At 67.4% G+C, this 16,905-nt stretch carries 17 protein-coding genes; 11 read left to right on the forward strand and 6 right to left on the reverse strand.

The genetic code is table 11. From position 1 onward, the window contains the following. Nucleotides 1-21: 21 nt before the first annotated feature. The 4 genes from ACZYZE_RS02370 to acsA are packed head-to-tail and all read right to left on the reverse strand — an operon-like array spanning nucleotide 22 to nucleotide 5,255. Nucleotides 22-1,389 (reverse strand): dihydrolipoamide acetyltransferase family protein, encoded by a 1,368-nt coding sequence (locus tag ACZYZE_RS02370; protein ID WP_463906019.1) that lies wholly within the window; start codon nucleotides 1,387-1,389, stop codon nucleotides 22-24. Beyond that, a complete protein-coding gene (locus ACZYZE_RS02375) occupies nucleotides 1,382-2,362 on the reverse strand; it encodes an alpha-ketoacid dehydrogenase subunit beta (RefSeq protein ID WP_463906020.1) in 981 nt (326 codons plus the stop codon). Before ACZYZE_RS02375 ends, ACZYZE_RS02370 begins: the two co-directional genes overlap by 8 nt. Beyond that, nucleotides 2,359-3,393 carry a pyruvate dehydrogenase (acetyl-transferring) E1 component subunit alpha gene (gene pdhA, locus ACZYZE_RS02380; protein WP_463906023.1) on the reverse strand — a complete coding sequence of 345 codons (1,035 nt, stop codon included), beginning with the start codon at nucleotides 3,391-3,393 and terminating at the stop codon, nucleotides 2,359-2,361. The genes ACZYZE_RS02375 and pdhA overlap by 4 nt, the downstream gene beginning before the upstream one ends. Next, complete coding sequence (gene acsA, locus ACZYZE_RS02385; RefSeq protein WP_463906024.1) at nucleotides 3,390-5,255, reverse strand: acetate--CoA ligase; 1,866 nt, start codon at nucleotides 5,253-5,255, stop codon at nucleotides 3,390-3,392. Before acsA ends, pdhA begins: the two co-directional genes overlap by 4 nt. 141 nt (nucleotides 5,256-5,396) lie before the next feature. Between acsA and pyrE the strand changes: the two genes are divergently transcribed. The 4 genes from pyrE (at nucleotide 5,397) to ACZYZE_RS02405 (ending at nucleotide 8,630) form a co-directional block, all read left to right on the forward strand. Beyond that, a complete protein-coding gene (pyrE, locus tag ACZYZE_RS02390; RefSeq protein WP_459317725.1) occupies nucleotides 5,397-5,981 on the forward strand; it encodes an orotate phosphoribosyltransferase in 585 nt (194 codons plus the stop codon). Nucleotides 5,982-6,072: 91 nt separating this feature from the next. Further along, a complete protein-coding gene (locus tag ACZYZE_RS02395; RefSeq protein ID WP_459317724.1) occupies nucleotides 6,073-6,846 on the forward strand; it encodes a GAF and ANTAR domain-containing protein in 774 nt (257 codons plus the stop codon). A 109-nt stretch (nucleotides 6,847-6,955) separates the two neighbouring features. Continuing rightward, nucleotides 6,956-7,507: a hypothetical protein gene (locus ACZYZE_RS02400; RefSeq protein ID WP_459317723.1), complete on the forward strand. Its 552-nt coding sequence runs from the start codon at nucleotides 6,956-6,958 to the stop codon at nucleotides 7,505-7,507. 82 nt (nucleotides 7,508-7,589) lie between these two features. After that, nucleotides 7,590-8,630 carry a thioesterase domain-containing protein gene (locus ACZYZE_RS02405; RefSeq protein WP_463906026.1) on the forward strand — a complete coding sequence of 347 codons (1,041 nt, stop codon included), beginning with the start codon at nucleotides 7,590-7,592 and terminating at the stop codon, nucleotides 8,628-8,630. 32 nt (nucleotides 8,631-8,662) lie between these two features. On the opposite strand, the gene ACZYZE_RS02410 is transcribed toward ACZYZE_RS02405, so the two are convergent. Further along, nucleotides 8,663-9,517 (reverse strand): HAD-IIA family hydrolase, encoded by an 855-nt coding sequence (locus ACZYZE_RS02410; protein ID WP_459317721.1) that lies wholly within the window; start codon nucleotides 9,515-9,517, stop codon nucleotides 8,663-8,665. Between the two features lie 171 nt (nucleotides 9,518-9,688). Between ACZYZE_RS02410 and ACZYZE_RS02415 the strand changes: the two genes are divergently transcribed. From ACZYZE_RS02415 to ACZYZE_RS02425, 3 genes are all read left to right on the forward strand, one after another. Beyond that, complete coding sequence (locus tag ACZYZE_RS02415; RefSeq protein WP_459317921.1) at nucleotides 9,689-10,267, forward strand: TrmH family RNA methyltransferase; 579 nt, start codon at nucleotides 9,689-9,691, stop codon at nucleotides 10,265-10,267. Nucleotides 10,268-10,462: 195 nt separating this feature from the next. Next, nucleotides 10,463-11,482, forward strand: coding sequence for a class II fructose-bisphosphate aldolase (fbaA, locus tag ACZYZE_RS02420; RefSeq protein ID WP_459317720.1), 1,020 nt, complete (start codon nucleotides 10,463-10,465; stop codon nucleotides 11,480-11,482). Nucleotides 11,483-11,484: 2 nt separating this feature from the next. Further along, nucleotides 11,485-11,913: a DUF3151 domain-containing protein gene (locus ACZYZE_RS02425; RefSeq protein ID WP_459317719.1), complete on the forward strand. Its 429-nt coding sequence runs from the start codon at nucleotides 11,485-11,487 to the stop codon at nucleotides 11,911-11,913. Between the two features lie 153 nt (nucleotides 11,914-12,066). On the opposite strand, the gene ACZYZE_RS02430 is transcribed toward ACZYZE_RS02425, so the two are convergent. Next, complete coding sequence (locus tag ACZYZE_RS02430; protein ID WP_459320455.1) at nucleotides 12,067-12,699, reverse strand: uracil-DNA glycosylase family protein; 633 nt, start codon at nucleotides 12,697-12,699, stop codon at nucleotides 12,067-12,069. 634 nt (nucleotides 12,700-13,333) lie between these two features. On the opposite strand from ACZYZE_RS02430, the gene ACZYZE_RS02435 reads away from it, so the two are divergent. The 4 genes from ACZYZE_RS02435 to ACZYZE_RS02450 all read left to right on the forward strand — a co-directional run bounded on the left by ACZYZE_RS02435 (nucleotide 13,334) and on the right by ACZYZE_RS02450 (nucleotide 16,859). Then, a complete protein-coding gene (locus tag ACZYZE_RS02435) occupies nucleotides 13,334-14,623 on the forward strand; it encodes an adenylosuccinate synthase (protein ID WP_459320456.1) in 1,290 nt (429 codons plus the stop codon). 342 nt (nucleotides 14,624-14,965) lie between these two features. Continuing rightward, on the forward strand, nucleotides 14,966-15,457 hold the full coding sequence (locus ACZYZE_RS02440) for a hypothetical protein (protein WP_463906029.1): 492 nt from the start codon (nucleotides 14,966-14,968) through the stop codon (nucleotides 15,455-15,457). Between the two features lie 89 nt (nucleotides 15,458-15,546). Then, complete coding sequence (locus tag ACZYZE_RS02445) at nucleotides 15,547-16,095, forward strand: RNA polymerase sigma factor (RefSeq protein ID WP_459319611.1); 549 nt, start codon at nucleotides 15,547-15,549, stop codon at nucleotides 16,093-16,095. After that, the gene (locus ACZYZE_RS02450; protein WP_463906031.1) at nucleotides 16,092-16,859 is read left to right on the forward strand and encodes a hypothetical protein; all 768 of its coding nucleotides are present in this window, start codon (nucleotides 16,092-16,094) and stop codon (nucleotides 16,857-16,859) included. Before ACZYZE_RS02445 ends, ACZYZE_RS02450 begins: the two co-directional genes overlap by 4 nt. Nucleotides 16,860-16,905 lie beyond the last annotated feature (46 nt).

Raw genomic sequence — 16,905 nt, forward strand, 5'->3', positions numbered from 1 at the left:
CGTTTCACAATCCCACCTGGTTCACAGTTCCTCCGGCTTCTGCAGCAGCTCGTCGATCCGGGCCAGGTAGCGGCCGCCGCGCAGCCCGTCGCTGACCCGGTGGTCGGCGGAGAGGGTGGCGACGACGGCGGGCCGGACGCCGAGCAGCCCGTTGTGCGCCCACGGCTGTTCCAGCACCCGGCCGAATCCGACCATCGCGACCTGCGGAGGATAGATCACACCGAAGACGCTCTCCACCCCCAGGTCCCCGAGGTTGGTCACGGTGATCGTCGGGTCCGCCATCTCGGCGCGCTGCAGGCGTCCCGCCCGGGCCCGGCTGACGAGATCCCTCAGCTGCTCCATCAGCACGTCCACCGGGAGGGTGTCCGCGTCGTGAATGGCCGGCGCCACCAGGCCGCCCTGGCGCAGGGCCACGGCGACACCGAGATGCACGGACGCGCTGGGCCGGAAGCCGGCGTCGTCGTCGTAGAAGCCGTTGACCTCCGGGACCTCCCTGGCCGCGAGCGCCGCAGCCTTGAGCAGGAGCGCGGAGGGGACCAGCCGCGAGGCGACCGGCCGCTTCGCGTTGACGGACTGCATCCAGTCGACGGCGGCGCGCAGGTCCAGGGTGGTGCTGAGGTAGTAGTGCGGGATGGTCTTCTTCGAGCGTGACATCAGCACGCCGATGGAACGGCGCAGGCTGGCCACGCGATCGCGGGCCGCTGAAGGCTTCTCCAACGCCGCTGTCCCGGCGGTCGGCACCCCCGAAGCCGGATCTTTGGTTGGAGCTTCCGGCGCGGCCTCCGAGCGACCTGGCTCCGGGCGACGTGGCGCCGGCGGGCTGGCCGCGGCGTGCTGCACGTCCGTCACGGTCACGGTACCCTCCGGGCCGGTGCCGCTGACGGTGGAAAGTTCGACGCCGAGTTCGGCGGCGAGCCTGCGGGCCCGGGGGGAGGAACGCACCCGTCCGGCGGACGGCCTCGACGCCACGGCGTGCTCCACATCTGCCCGCGTGATGGCGCCGCCCTTGCCGGTGCCGTGGATCCTGGCCGTGTCGACGCCCAGCCGGTGTGCCAGATGCCGCACCGGAGGGGCGAATTGGGGAGCTTCCATCGGGGTGGCGGCCTTCGCTGCAACGGCCCGAGGCGGCGGCGCCTCAGCCCCGACCTCGGCCGGCGTCTGCGTGATCCTGGCCAGCGGTGTGCCCACCGGCACCGTTTCGCCGAGGTCCACCAGCAGCTCTGCGACCACTCCTTCCTGGAAGGACTCCACATCCATGACGGTCTTGTCGGTATCCACCACCGCCACGAGGTCCCCGCGGCGGACGTAGTCGCCGGGCTTGACCAGCCATTCGACGATCTTGCCGTGTGCCATGTCGGCCCCGAGCGAGGGCATCAGGAAGTCAGCCACCGGCGCTGACCGCCTGACGGGCCGCCGCGGTGATCCGGTCCACAGACGGCAGTGCCGCAAGTTCCAGATGCTTGGAGTAGGGGATCGGCACTTCGGCGCTGCAGACCCGGCCCACCGGGGCATCCAGGTCATAGAATGCGTTCTCGGTGATCCGGGCGCTGATTTCGGCGGAGATGCTGCCGCTGCGCCAGCCTTCATCCACCACGACGGCGCGGTGGGTCTTTCGGACGGAGGCGAGGATGGCGGCCTCGTCGAGCGGCCGCAGGGTGCGCAGGTCCAGCACCTCCGCGTCGATGCCCTCGGCCGCGAGCTGTCCGGCGGCGTCGAGCACTGCCGGAAGCGTACCGCCGTAAGTGATCAGGGTGATGTTGGCGCCGGGACGCCGGATTGCGGCGGCATCGATGTCCACCGGCCCGGCGTCGTCGTCGAGCTCCCCGGCGATGTTGTAGAGCGAGCCGTGCTCGAAGATCAGCACCGGATCCGGGTCCTGGAGCGCGGTCCACAACATGCCGCGGGCGTCGGCGAGCGTGGCGGGGGCGAGGATGCGCAGGCCGGGGATGTGCGCGTACCAGCCCTCGAGGCTGTGCGAATGCTGGGCCCCGAGCTGACGGCCGGCGCCCGTGGTCATCCGGATCACGATCGGGACATTGAATTGTCCGCCGGACATGTGCAGCAGTGAGGCGGCGTTGTTCACGATCTGGTCCAGCGCGAGCAGGCTGAAGTTGACGGTCATGATCTCCACGATCGGTCGCATTCCGCCGAGCGCCGCCCCGATTCCGGCGCCGACGAAGCCGGACTCCGAGAGCGGGGTGTCGCGGATGCGTTCCGGGCCGAACTCCTCCAGCAGGCCCAGGCTAACCGCGAAGGATCCGCCGTAAGCCCCCACGTCCTCACCCATCAGGAACACCCGCTCGTCGCGCTGCATAGCGTCGCGGATGCCGGCCCGAAGGGCCTCGCGGTAGCTGGACTTCATGGCTCATTCCGTTCGCCGGCGCCGGTTTTCGGGCTGGCGCCGCGGTCGCTGTACACGAACCGGGTGAGGTCCTCCACCCGTTCGGGGGTTCCGGCTTCGGCGAATACGACAGCGGCTGCAATCTCCGCGTCGGCATCCGTCTCCAGTTGTTCCCAGTCCTGGGCGGAGAGCTGGCCTGCGGCCTCCATCGCGGCGCGCAGCAGGACGATGGGGTCGCGTTCGAGCCAGCGGGCGACTTCGGCTTTCTCGCGGTACCGTTCCGGGTCGAACATCGAGTGCGCCCGGAACCGGTAGGTGCGCAGCTCCAGGAAGTGCGGTCCGCCGCCGGAACGGACGGCGTCCACGGCGCGCCGGGCCGTTTCCTCGACGGCCAGGACGTCCATGCCGTCCACGGCCCACGCGGCGATCTCATAGACGGCGGCCTTGAGGGCGATGTCCGTCTGCGATTCCGAACGCCCCAGCGCCGTCCCCATGGCATAGAGGTTGTTCTCGCAGCAGAACAGCACCGGCAGTTGCCACAGCGCGGCGAGATTGAGGCTTTCGTGGAATTCGCCCTCCGCGACGGCGCCCTCGCCGAAGAAGCACACGGTCACGCGGGAGCGCCCGGCCATCTTGTCCGCGAGAGCCAGTCCGACGGCGAGCGGCAGGCCCCCGGCGACGATCGCGTTGCCGCCGAAGAAGCGGGTGGCGGCGTCGAACAAGTGCATGGACCCGCCGCGGCCGCGGCAGCAGCCCTCCACGAAGCCGTACATCTCCGCCAGGATCGCACCGGCGGAGACCCCGCGGAGGAGGGCGTGGCCGTGCTCCCGGTAGGTGGCGAGGACGGCGTCCTCCGGCTCCAGCGTTTCCAGGACGCCCGCCGCGACCGCTTCCTCGCCGATGTACACGTGCAGGAAGCCGCGGATCTTGGCGGCGCTGTAGAGCTCGACGCATTTTTCCTCGAACCGGCGGACGCGGAGCATCTGCAGCAGCAGGTGCCGGCCGTGGTCCGGATCCAGATGGCTGCCGGGCGGGTCTAGGGGGCCGGTCATGTCCGGGCCTCCGGCCCGGAAACCGGCTCGACCGGGGAGGCCTCCGGCTCCTGCGCCCCCGCCGGGGTCTCGATCGTGGACGTGTCGCCCTCCGGCAGACCCAGCTCGCGGGCCTTGAGCAGCCGCCGGAGGATCTTGCCGCTGCGGGTCCGCGGCAGGGCCGTGGTGAAGTCCAACAGCCGGGGCGCCACCGCCGGGCCGAGTCTCTTGCGGGCGAAGCCGATGATCGCCAGCTGCAGTTCCTCGGAGGGTTCCCAGCCGGGCCGCAGTTCCACGAACGCCTTGACCACCTCGCCGGCCACCGGATCGGGGACCCCGATCACCCCGGCCTCGGCCACGGCCTCGTGTTCCATCAGCAAGCTCTCCACTTCGAAAGGGCCGATCAGGTGCCCCGAGGACTTGATGACGTCGTCGCCGCGTCCGACGAACCAGTAGTACCCGTCGGCGTCGCGCTTAGCGAGGTCGCCGGTGAGGTACCAGCCGCCCGCAAAGCAGCGGCGGTAGCGTTCCTCCTCATGCAGGTAGCCGCGGAACATGGAGGGCCAGCCCGGCCGCAGGGCCAGCTCGCCCACCGCATCCGGCGCCGTGACGAGGACCGCCTCGCCGTCGCGGACGATCGGCTTGTCCTGCGCGTCCCGGGCCACGATGCCCGCCTCGACGCCGGGCAGCGGCCGGCCCATCGAGCCGGGGCGGATCTCGGTGGAAGCGAAGTTGGAGATCATGATGCCGCCCGTTTCGGTCTGCCACCAGTTGTCATGCACGGGCTGGCCGAACGCCTCCTGGCCCCAGACGACGACCTCCGGATTGAGCGGTTCCCCGACGCTGGCGACGAAGCGCAGCGCGGACAGGTCATGGCCCTTGGTGCGGTCCGCGCCGGCCTTCATGAGCATCCGCAGCGCCGTGGGGGCGGTGTACCAGACCGTGACGTGTTGTTCGGCGAGGATCCGGTACCAGCGGTCCGGGTCCATCTCCTCCTCATCCACGACGGTCGTCACGCCGTGGGTCAGCGGCGCGATCACGCCGTACGAGGTTCCGGTGACCCAGCCCGGGTCGGCCGTGCACCAGTAGATGTCCTCCGGGTGCAGGTCAAGGGCGGTGGTGCCGGTCGCATGGTGGGCGGTGACGGCGTCGTGCACATGGATGGCGCCCTTCGGGGTTCCGGTAGTCCCGGACGTGAAGTGCAGCAGCGCCATGTCCTCGGCCTGCGTCGCGGCGATCCCGCAGTCGGCCGGCGCTGCGCGCATCAGCGCGGCGAGGTCCAGTGTGCCCGGCTCCGGGCGGCCGTCGGCGTCGGTCAGCAGGATGTGCCGGAGATCCGGGAGGGAATCGCGGAGCTGGGAAACCTTCTTCCGGTAGAGAGCCCGGGTGGTGACCAGGGCCCGGCCGGAGCCCAGCTGCAGCCGCTGGCGGACGGGTTCGGGGCCAAACGCGGAGAACAGCGGGCAGAAGACGCTGGCGTTCTTCAGGGTGCCCAGCACGGCGATGTAGAGCGCCGGCCCGCGGCCCGTGAGCGAGAAGACGCGCTCTCCGCGCCCGATGCCGAGGCTGCGCAGCACGCCGGCAAAGCGGTTGGTTTGTTCGGCGAGCTCGGCGAAGGTGAGGGAATGGCTGCTGCCGTCGGCCCGGACGAACCGCAACGCCTCGTGCCCCGCCCGCCCGCCGGCGGCGTGCCGGTCCACTGCCTCGTATGCAATGTTGACGCCGCGGCCCCCGGGCAGCCCGGACAGTTCGTGGCGGGCTTCGTCCCAGGAGAACGCGGCACAGGCCCCGTCATAGTCCACCAGATTCGGCCGGACCCGGAAACCGCCGAAGTCTTTGGGGATGGTGGGCCAGCGGGTGGAAGATTCCTTTCCTGCCGTCATGGTTCCATCGGACTCCTGACAGTCAGGGGTTCCTAGAGGACAAAGACCCGGCGCGCGGGTCCAGGATGCATTCGGCGCGCTGCCCGACTTCAAATGGGCCGGCTGGGAATCCGGTACCGCCCAGCCACTAAACTGGGTCCCATGACTGCCACAAGTGTCCCTGCAGCTGACGCCGCTGCCGCCCGTGCCCGCCTTCTTGAACTGATCAAGGAGTTGGCCGTTGTCCGCGGCAAGGTCATCCTCTCCAGCGGCGCCGAGGCCGACTACTACATCGACCTTCGCCGGATCACGCTGCACCATGAGGCCTCCAAGCTGGTCGGCCAGGTCATGCTCTCGTTGCTGGACGACGCCGGCATCGACTTTGAGTGCGCGGGCGGTCTCACCATGGGTGCCGACCCGGTGGGCACCGCTTTGATGCACGCCGCTGTCGATGCCGGGCGCCCCGTGGACGCCTTTGTGGTCCGGAAGGCGCAGAAGTCCTACGGCATGGGCCGGCAGGTGGAAGGCCCTTCCGTCGAGGGCCGCAAGGTGCTGGTGCTTGAGGACACCTCCACGACCGGCGGGTCCGCCCTGACCGCCGTCGACGGCGTCCGCAGGGCCGGCGGCAACGTTGTCGCTGTCGCCGTGATCGTGGACCGCGACACGGGTGCCAAGGAAAAGATCGAGGCAGAGGCCGGCGTTCCCTACCTCTTCGCCTTCGGCAAGGACGAACTCGGCCTCAGCTAGGAGTTCACCCTTCAGCGGACGCGTGTGGACGGTGGTTTGGGCGTGATTTATCATTTTGTAATACCCATCTGAGCCCCGGAGACCATGCGCCATGCTCCATCCTGAAGAAATCATCGGAACCGAGCCACCCAGCACCGTGGACCAGATCCAGAACCTCATCCTGGACAGCGCGGATTTCGAAGAGTTCCTCAATGAACTCGCGAGGTTTTCCGCACACCAGGTGGCCGGCGCCGGCGACGATGCCCTGTGCGGCATCACCCTGCTGCGCGACCGCAAGGCCGCGACCATCGGCTGGAGCAGCGACTCCGCCCGCGAAGTCGACGAAATCCAGTACCGGCTCTCGCAGGGCCCGTGCCTGACCGCAGCCAAGGAAGAACGCGAAGTCTACGTTCCGGACCTCTTCGTTGAGGACCGCTGGGGACCGGACTATGCCAGCGCCGTCGCCTCGTACGGGCTGCGCTCCGTGCTGTCCGTACCGTTCCATCTGCAGGGCGAGGCCCAGGCCGCCCTGAACCTGTACTCGGACGCACCGCGCAAGTTCGACGGCGACGTTGCCGCCCGGGCGCGCGGCTACACCCGTGAAATCTCCCAGGCGCTGCGGCTGGCCGTCCGCTTCGCCCTGCACACGGACAGCGCCGCCAATCTCCGGGCCACGCTCGAATCCCGCACTGTGATCGACATGGCCATTGGGATTGTTATGGCACAGAACCGCTGTAACCAGGAAACCGCCGTCAGGATCCTCACCGATGCCTCCAGCAACGGCAACGTGAAACTGCGTGACATCGCCAACTCCTTGGTCCAGTCTGTCGGCGGCGCAGCGACCCGGACGCACTTCGAAGAGCCGGTCCGCAGAGAGTCAGTCTGACCCCGTACGGCCGATCCGGTAGTGGCGTATGACTTGTGCCCACCGATTCCTGCCGTTAGGCTGAACGAGGTTGAGCCGTCGGCCATAGACACCCTCTTTTGGAGTACCTATGGACCAGATGTTGCTAGCCCATGTCAAACTCGACGTCGGCACGGATGCCGTCCGGATCGACGTCCGGGGGAGCCTCACGCAGGGCTCCCGACCGTCCCTCATGCAGATGATCCAGCGCGTCCGCCGGATGGGGATTACCTCCCACATCACCGTAAACCTTGGCCGTGCGGCCGTCGTGGAATCTTCGGCCCTGGCCGGCCTTCGCAATGATCTCAACACGATCGACGGCGGCCTGGCGCACGCCGCGGTGGCCGGAGCCCTGCCCACCGGAGGCCGTGTCTCCCTCGAACTTAACCCGCACAACGATGACCCCGCCGCCGTACTGCAGCCCCTTGACGTCTCGGGAGACTTCACAGCGTCGATCGATGCCTCGGGAACCCGGCCGCTGACCGGGTTCTCCGACGACGAGTTATTGGCAGCGAGCGATTCCGTGTTCGGGCTGCTCGACGACCCCGCAGATATGGCCCGCTCGGAACTCCTGGCCACCTATGACGAAATTGGCCTGGAGATCACCCGGCGCGAAGTCGGCGGGGAGCCGGATCCGGCCTAGGGCGAGCGCACAGCGGGACTTTGGCTGAGCGGTTATCCGGCCTCGTTTCAGATCCGCGATCCGCGGTGACTACGGTAGAGGTGTGCCGCGTGAGACGGAAGTAAACGATGTGGGCGGGCCGGCTGACAACGCGGCCGGCATGCTTCGCCACGCCGCCGAGCTCAAGAGATTCTCGCGGCGCAGTTTCCTGGCAGGTAGCGGGTCCGCATCGTTGCTCGCGGCGGATATGCTCTTCACCCGCAGGGTGCAGGCCGAGCGCCGCGTCAACAAGATCCTCCGGGTGCCGGACGGTACCGCGGAGAGCTACTTCCCCGACGCCAGTTGGTTCCTGTTTCCCGGCTACAAAACGAGCTGGGAAGAGGCGCAGTGGATCCTGAACGCGCTGCGCGGGGCGCTGAACAAGCGCGGCCAGCTGGCCGCCGTCGGCTATTCCAATGTGGGCCTGGACATCGACAAGATCGTCATCGCCATTGTCGAGTATGTGCGGGTCCACAAGCTCCGCACGCTCTACTTCTACGGCCACAGCTTCGGCGGAATGGTGGCGACGCAGGTGGCCGCCAGGCTCGGGGAACTGCACGGCATTGAGGTGGCGTTTATCCTGCTCGATTCCAGCCCGTACAGCAAATACGATGTTCTGGACCAGAGCTGGTTCGAGGGCGTCGTGTTCCTCTACGAGACCGGATTCCGCTTCCCCACGGTGCTGCGGGGCGGGTATGAGCTCGGCGAGCGGATGCTGCACAAGGACGAGCGGAGCTGGGGGCAGGTCCTGGACCAAACGCTGGAGCAGCTGTCCCCGATTGCGCCCTCGAGCGTGCTGATCCAGTCCGAATCGGCGTACATCTACCACTTTGACGGCAGCCGCTTCGCGGGGAAGCTGGGCGGCACCAGGATGGCCTTCATCGGCAATCCCCGGGACCGCACCGTGGACTACGAGACGGCCCGTGACTCGTGGATGCTGACGTTCAAGGACAACATGGCGTCCGATCTGCTGCGCACCGATGGGGCGAGGCCCGCGCATGCCAGCCCGGGCTGGAATCCGTTCGTGTACCGGCCGGTCATCGAGGAGCTGCAGGACGAACTCTTCCCGCTGCCCTCCGGCGGCGGCAAGAAAACCGCCTTCTAGCGCTGGCGCGTGTCTCTGGCCCCTGCCGACACCTAGATCTGGTTCTTCAGGTCCGCCACGGAGTTCAGGATCTGGTTCGGCCGGAACGGGTACGCGGCGATGTCGTCCCGGTGGGTGATGCCGCTGAGCACCAGCACCGTGTGCAGCCCCGCCTCCATGCCGGCGATGATGTCGGTGTCCATCCGGTCGCCGATCATGGCCGTGGTTTCCGAGTGCGCGTCGATCTGGTTCATCGCCGAGCGGAACATCATCGGGTTCGGTTTGCCCACAATGTACGGTTCGCGGCCGGTCGCCTTGGTGATGAGCGCCGCGATGGCACCGGTGGCCGGCATCGGACCGTCCTTCGACGGGCCGGTGGCATCCGGGTTGGTGGCGATGAACCGTGCGCCGCCCAGGATCAGCCGGATCGCCATGGTGATGGCCTCAAAGGAATAGGTGCGGGTTTCGCCGAGCACCACAAAGTCCGGGTCCTGGTCGGTGAGGATGAAGCCGGCCTCGTGGAGCGCCGTCGTGAGCCCTGCTTCGCCGATCGTGTAGGCGCGGTTGCCGGACTCCGAGCCGCGCACCTGGTCCTTGAGGAACTGGGCCGTGGCCAGTGCCGAGGTCCAGATGTTCTCCTCCGGGATTTCCAGTCCGGAGCTCTTCAGCCGGGCGGCGAGGTCCCGGGGCGTGAAGATTGAGTTGTTGGTCAGGACGAGGAACCGCTTGGAGGTGTCCACCCAGCGCTGGATGAGTTCCGCGGCGCCGGGGATGGGCTGGTTTTCGTGGACCAGCACGCCGTCCATGTCGGTCAGCCAGCACTCGATCTCCTGGCCGCTGCGGTACACCGACGCCCGTGAACGTCCGTCGCCTGAATCTGTCCTTTGGTCTTCATGCTGGTCCGCCATGGTGTCCTCCGCCGTAAATGTGTCGCTTCCTGTTCCTAAGTCTAATGTTGAGTCGTGACTGAACCCGAGAGCCCCAGCGAGCCCACCGCCCCGGCGGCGGAGTCAGCCTACGAGACAGAGGCCGGGGCGGAGCGGAAGGCGGAGGTCGGCGTCGGACCCTGGCACGGCGAAATGCCGCAGGGCGAGCACTGGGATCCGGATCTCCTGGCGGACGGGGACCGCCGCAACGTTGTGGACCAGTACCGCTACTGGAAGCACGAGGCGATCGTGGCGGACCTTGACTCCAAACGCCACAACTTCCACATCGCGATTGAAAACTGGCAGCACGACATGAACATCGGCACCGTAGTGCGGACCGCCAATGCGTTCCTGGCCAAGGAAGTGCACATCATCGGACGACGCCGGTGGAACCGCCGCGGGGCCATGGTCACCGACCGCTACCAGCACGTCCGCCACCACCCCACCGTTGACGACTTCGTCGCCTGGGCGCAGGGGGAGGGGCTGGCGATCATCGGCATCGACATCTTCCCGGACTCCGTGCCGCTGGAGACCTATGAACTGCCCCGCGATTGCGTTCTGGTGTTCGGGCAGGAGGGCCCCGGGCTGACCCCTGAGGTCCACGCGGCCGCCGTGGACACCTTGTCGATCGAACAGTTCGGTTCCACCCGCTCCATCAACGCCGCCTCCGCCGCGGCCATCGCGATGCATGCCTGGGTCCGCCGCCACGTATTCAACCAGCTCCCGGGGTAGGGTGCCCGGAATCCCCGCGAAGTGCCAACTCGGGGGAAGCGCTGGGATGCCGGGGCTGGCCGGGCGTGAGTATTACAGGCCGCTAGTGACCGGAGACACGGCCGCGGCGCAGGAATGGCTAGGATGGTTCCTAGCCGACGAGGTTCACTCCAGGGTCCACCCAGCCCGCAGACGAAATTCACTTTAGGAGTCAGCATGCCCATTGCAACCCCAGAGATCTACTCCGAGATGATCGACCGCGCTAAGACGGGCGGCTTCGCGTTCCCGGCTGTCAACGTCACCTCCTCCCAGACCCTCAACGCCGCCCTCCGCGGCTTCGCCGAGGCCGAGTCCGACGGCATCGTCCAGGTCTCCACGGGAGGCGCGGCCTACTGGTCCGGCGCCTCCACCAAGGACATGGTGGCCGGTTCGCTGGGCTTCGCCGCGTTCGCCCGCGAGGTCGCCAAGAACTACGGGGTCAATATCGCCCTGCACACGGACCACTGCCCCAAGGACAAGCTCGACGGCTTCGTCCTGCCGCTGCTGGCTGCCTCCGAGGCTGAGGTCAAGGCCGGCCGCAACCCGCTGTTCAACTCGCACATGTGGGACGGCTCCGCCGAAACCCTCCCCGAGAACCTGCGGATCGCCCGCGAACTCCTCGCGCGCACCGCGGCCGCAAAAATGATCCTTGAGGTCGAGATCGGCACTGTCGGCGGCGAGGAAGACGGCGTCGAGAACGCCATCAACGACAAGCTCTACACCACCGTCGAAGACGCCCTGGCCACCATCGATGCCCTCGGTTCCGGCGAAAACGGCCGCTACATCACCGCGCTGACCTTCGGCAACGTGCACGGCGTCTACAAGCCCGGCGGGGTAAAGCTGCGCCCTGAGATCCTCAAGGACATCCAGGAGCAGGTGGGCGCCAGGATCGGCAAGCCCAACCCCTTCGACCTCGTCTTCCACGGCGGCTCGGGCTCCTCCGAGAAGGAAATCGCCGACGCCGTCTCCTACGGTGTCATCAAGATGAACATTGACACCGACACCCAGTACGCCTTCACCCGCCCCGTGGCGGACCACATGCTCCGCAACTACGACGGTGTGCTGAAGGTTGACGGCGAGGTCGGCAACAAAAAGCTTTACGATCCCCGCGTCTGGGGCGCGTCCGCCGAAGCCGGCCTCGCGGCCCGCGTCGTCGAGGCGGCCCAGCAGCTCGGCTCCACCGGAAAGACGTTCTAAGCATGTCCGACGAGTTCCGCAGGAACCTGATGGGTCCCGAGCCCACACTCCTTCCCGCCGAGACCGAGGTCTACGCTGCGCTGGATGCGGGCCAGGAGGCACTGGACCTGGTGGAGAACCACCCGACGTCCTCGCTGCTCTGGGCCGTCTTGGCCGAGGAAGCATGGACCGAGGGCCGGACCATCGACTCCTACGCCTACTCGAGGGTGGGGTACCACCGCGGCCTGGATTCGCTGCGCCGCAACGGCTGGCGCGGGGTCGGGCCTATCCCGTGGGAGCACGAACCGAACCGCGGCTTCCTTCGGGCCCTCTACTCGCTGGGGCGGGCGTCCGCCGCGATCGGCGAGGCCGAAGAGCCGGAGCGGATCGAGAAGTTCCTCAAGGACTCCGATCCCACGGCCAAGGCAGCCATCGAACTCGAGAAGCGCTAACCGGGTAACACACAGCAACGCGGGGTCACTTCGCGCCCATTCCACATCCTGGGATGGGCCGGAAGTGACCCCGCGTTGCTTTTGTAGTGCGGCTTAAAGAGCGACGGCGGGCGCTCACCAAGGTGGGCGCCCGCCGTCGTGCGTTGGGGAAACTTAGCTGGTCTTGGCCAGACCCGTGCGGGCCATGGCGTCCGCGTAGACGGTGTTCATTTCGTCGAGGTACTGCTCCTGGCGGGCCGGCGTGCCGGCGAAGGCGCGGCCGCTGAGTGAGCGGACCTTGTAGGTCTTGAGGCCGCGGCGCCAGATCATGGGCACTTCGGTCTTGAGGAGCAGGTTGGCGAGGCGGTTGGCCTCGGTACCGTGCGCCACGATGACGGAGGCGCGGGGAACGACGGCCAGGAACTTCAACAACGGCTTCAGGCCGGCGGAAATCTGGTCCGGCGTGAACTTGCCGTTCGGCTCACCCGGGACGTACCAGGGGTGGACGTTCCACGGCATAACGTACTCGGGACGCAGACCCAGCTTCCACTGGACGCCGAGCAGCCGCGTGGCCGCTTCCTCGTCGCCGGCGGTGATGAAGCCGGACTCATCTTCGATGCCGATGTTGGAGAAAAGGCTGATGATGCGGCACTCGTCGACGTCGTGGATCGGGTCCACGTAGGGGACATTCATGCCGGTTTTGGTGGACTGCAGCGTGTCGCACAGCTCGTTGACGGCCGCGACGCTAGGTTCGTAGCGGCGGCTCAGAAGCAGTTCGCGGGAATTTTCAGTGGCCAAGGCTGTCATATATTGCTGAGTCTCCTGCGGGATCGGTAAAGCTGCCAAACCGTACGCGGGCGGGCCGAGCACCGGGCACGCCAAATACGGTGTGGTTTGAAAATGTGGTGTGGACCGATTCCTGGTCGATCCTTATTAGTCTATCAAGCTCTGCGAAATGACGTGCCGGCCCGGGAACTCGAAAGCCGTCCGGGCTCCGCCGGGCCCCCGGGAATCTGCGGATTAGCACTGCAGTCCGGGCCGCAACCTGTGCACGCAATCACATTTTCCCGGCCGCCCGGCCCGCCACAAGATCCGGATGCTTAGTGACACGCCGTGGCCGCCATGGTTCTTGCTGGTGGATGATGCAGCCATGAAGAAAGAAGAATCGTCGTCTGCCGCCGTCGCGGCCTTTGGAGGCGTGGCCCGGACTGGCCGAAGCCGCCGTTGCATTCACCGCGGCCAGCCAATGAGTCCATCGGATGGTGAAATGACTTCCCGCCACCGCGATCGGCTAAACTTGGGTGGTAAGAGCCCCGGACTCTGGCGGTGATGGTAAGAGCACAGCGGCAGAGTCGGGGCATTCTCATGAACGGCGCTGACCTCCGGTGACCACCTTGGTGAATCACACGGCCGTCGGCCCGAACGAATGGGGGAGGATCCCATGCCAGCAATCGTGATCGTCGGAGCCCAATGGGGCGACGAAGGAAAAGGCAAAGCCACTGACCTGCTTGGCGGCCGCGTTGACTACGTCGTCAAGCCCAACGGCGGCAACAACGCCGGGCACACCGTCGTCGTAGGCGGTGAGAAGTATGAGCTCAAGCTCCTTCCTGCCGGCATCCTGAGTCCCAACGCGGTTCCGATCATCGGCAACGGCTGCGTGGTGAACCTCGAGGCACTGTTCCAGGAGATCGACGGACTGGAAGCCCGCGGCGCGGACACCTCCAAGCTGCGCGTCTCCGCCAACGCCCACCTCGTGGCGCCCTATCATCAGGTCCTGGACAAGGTCACCGAGCGTTTCCTCGGGAGCCGCGCCATCGGCACCACCGGCCGCGGCATCGGCCCGGCCTACATGGACAAGGTGGCCCGCCTCGGAATCCGCGTCCAGGACGTCTTTGACGCCTCCATCCTGCGCCAGAAGGTCGAAGGGTCGCTGCGCCAGAAGAACGAACTCCTTGTCAAGGTCTACAACCGCCGCGACATCGAGGTGGACGAGATCGTGGAGTACTTCCTGTCCTTCGCCGAGCGCCTCCGCCCCCTGGTCATCGACAGCACCTACGTCCTGAACACCGCCCTGGACGAGGGCAAGGTGGTCCTCATGGAAGGCGGCCAGGCCACATTCCTGGACGTCGACCACGGCACCTACCCGTTCGTGACTTCCTCGAACCCGACGGCCGGCGGCGCCTGCGTGGGCTCGGGCATCGGCCCCACCCGGATCTCGCGCTCCATCGGCATCATCAAGGCGTACACCACCCGGGTGGGTGCCGGGCCCTTCCCGACGGAACTGTTCGATGAGATGGGCGTGTACCTGCAAAAGACCGGCGGCGAATTCGGCGTCAACACCGGCCGTCCCCGCCGCTGCGGCTGGTACGACGCCGTGCTGGCGCGCCACGCCTCCCGAGTTAACGGCTTCACGGACTACTTCGTCACCAAGCTGGACGTGCTCACGGGCATCGAGCAGATCCCGGTCTGCGTGGCCTACGACGTCGACGGCGTGCGGTACGACGAAATGCCGATGACCCAGACCGAGTTCCACCACGCCAAGCCGATCTTCGAATACTTCGAAGGCTGGACCGAGGACATCACCGGCGCCCGCACGCTCGAGGATCTCCCGGAGAACGCCAAGAACTACGTGCTGGCCCTCGAGAAGCTCTCCGGCACCCGGTTCTCCGCGATCGGCGTCGGCCCGGACCGCGACCAGACCATCGTGATCAACGATTTGATCAACGACTGACGCAGTAACTGACGCACGACGGCGGCGGGTCACCCGAAAGGTGGCCCGCCGCCGTCGTTACGCCGCAGTTGAGGGCTTCGAAGGGCCCTTCCACTACAGAAAAAAAGAAATTCCGATCGGTGCGTAACCTTTCGGGGTATCCCAACGATTACTCCTTTGTAAGCGCCGCCGGAGCTTGGACCCCCATCAGGTATCCGGCCGGCCTTCCACTGCAAGTGCAGGCCGGCGCCCGCCCCCATCGGGCGCCGGCCAGCCTTCCACTGAACGAGCGGGCTGTTAACTGCCCCCGACGCGACGCGGCCTCAGCCGGCCTTCAAACAAACCAAAGGATGTACGTTTCTTATGAAGAGTGTTAGCAAGACCACCAAGATTGCTGTCGGCGCCGCGATTCTCGCAGTTGGAGGATTCTCCGGTATCGGCCTGGCCAATGCGGCCCAGGTTTCGAACGCCCAGCAGGCCGAAGTGAACCACGCTACGCCCGCCGTCCCGGCAACCCCCGCGGTGCCGGCGACACCTGAACTTCCCGCCGTGCCGGCCGTGCCGGCCGTGCCGGCCGTGCCGGCCGTGCCGGCCGTACCGGCATCCCCGTCCGCTGACGGCTCCGCCAAGGGCGACGCCAGTGTGGAGAGCACCGAGGGCTCAGCCGAGGGCTCCCTCGAGGCAGACAAGAACGGTGCCGCTCTTGAGGGCAGCGCCAACGGTGCCGCACACGCCAACGTTGACCTGAGCATTGCTGTTCCGGCCGTCCCGGGCGGCAAGGGTGTGCCGGCTACTCCGGCCGTCCCGGCTGTTCCGACCGTGCCGTCGGCCGAGCTGCCTGAGCTCAACAAGTAGGTACTAAACGCCTCCCCGGGGAGGCACCGGGGGTGCGGCCGCTAGACTTGATGCGGCCGCACCCCAGCAGTAACCGGAAGGACAGCCTCTTGGCAGACCAGCTAGGCGATGACGAATTGTCAGCAGCCTTAGCTGGCGACCCCTCCGGATTTAGCGCCGTCTACACGGTGATTTCGCCCGCGGTGCTCGGCTACTTCCGGGCCCGCGGCGTCGAAGACGCCGAGGCGCTGACCCAGGATGTCTTCGTGGATATCCTGCCGAAACTCGCCAGCGTCACCGGCGGCCACAAGGGCTTGCGGACCTTTATTTTCTCTATCGCCCACGCCAGGCTTGTGGACTACCGTCGGCGGGCCGAACGCACGCCGTACCTGGCCGAATATGACCCCCGGGATGACACCCGGTATGCCGCGTCCGCCGAGGACGAGGCCCTTGGATCCCTGGGCGGCATCTCAGACACCCTTTCCCGGCTCAACGAAGAGCAGCGGGAAGTCCTGGTCCTGCGGATCGTCGCGGACCTCTCCATCGAACAGGTGGCCGGCATCATGGATAAGACGCCGGGTGCCATCAAACAGCTTCAGCGACGCGGGCTCAGCGCCCTGCGCGAACTCGTCACCGAAAAGGACCACGCAGCATCATGACCGGCACACGCGAACCCCAGGAGGATGGCAGCATCCAGGCGATGCTCCGTGAGTCTGGCCTCGACGCCTCCACCGAGCTCCGCAGCTCGCTGGAAGAACTCCGCGCACTGGTTCCGGACCGCGCCCCCGCGCCCCGCGCCGACCTTGCGGCCCTGCTGGCCGCCGGGTCTGAAGGTTCGGCCGCCCACGCTTCCGCCGGCCCGACGACGGCGGCCCCCGCTCTCGCGTCAGCGCCGGATTCCGGCGAGGAATCCCTGCAAGCAGGGGTCACAAGCCTGGCCGAGCGCCGCGGCCGGAAGCGCAGGCTGGCAATCGTCGGTGGCGCCGTCGTGGGTGCCATGACCCTCGGCGCCGGTGCCGTGGCGGCGTCCAGCGAGGACTTCCGCCTCCGGGTCAACCACACCGTCGGCAGCATTTTCCAGCCTTCCGGCGAGGTGCCCGATGTGGCTCCGCGGCCCGCCCGCACGTCACCGGCCGACATTCCGGCACGCCCCGTGCCGTCCAACGCGGCAGACTCCGCCACTCCGCCGACGGCACACGATGCTCCGGAGGCAACCGAATCCGCTGCCGGGGATCCCGCGAAGCCCGGCGCCGCGGACACTCCGCCGGCTCTTGGCCGGGGCGGAGTCCTTCCGGCGCCGCCCCGTCGTCCTGTCACACCGGCCGTCCCCGGACTCCCCGGCCCGGGCGGGGACCGGAGCCTTCCCGCGGATCCGCTGCCCACTCTTCCGGGCGTGCTTCCGACGCTCCCCGGCCAACCCTAGCCCGGCCACAGCCCGTTCGGCCACAGCCCGTTCGGCCGCCGTCCGG

The organism is Pseudarthrobacter woesei (genome assembly GCF_055412745.1).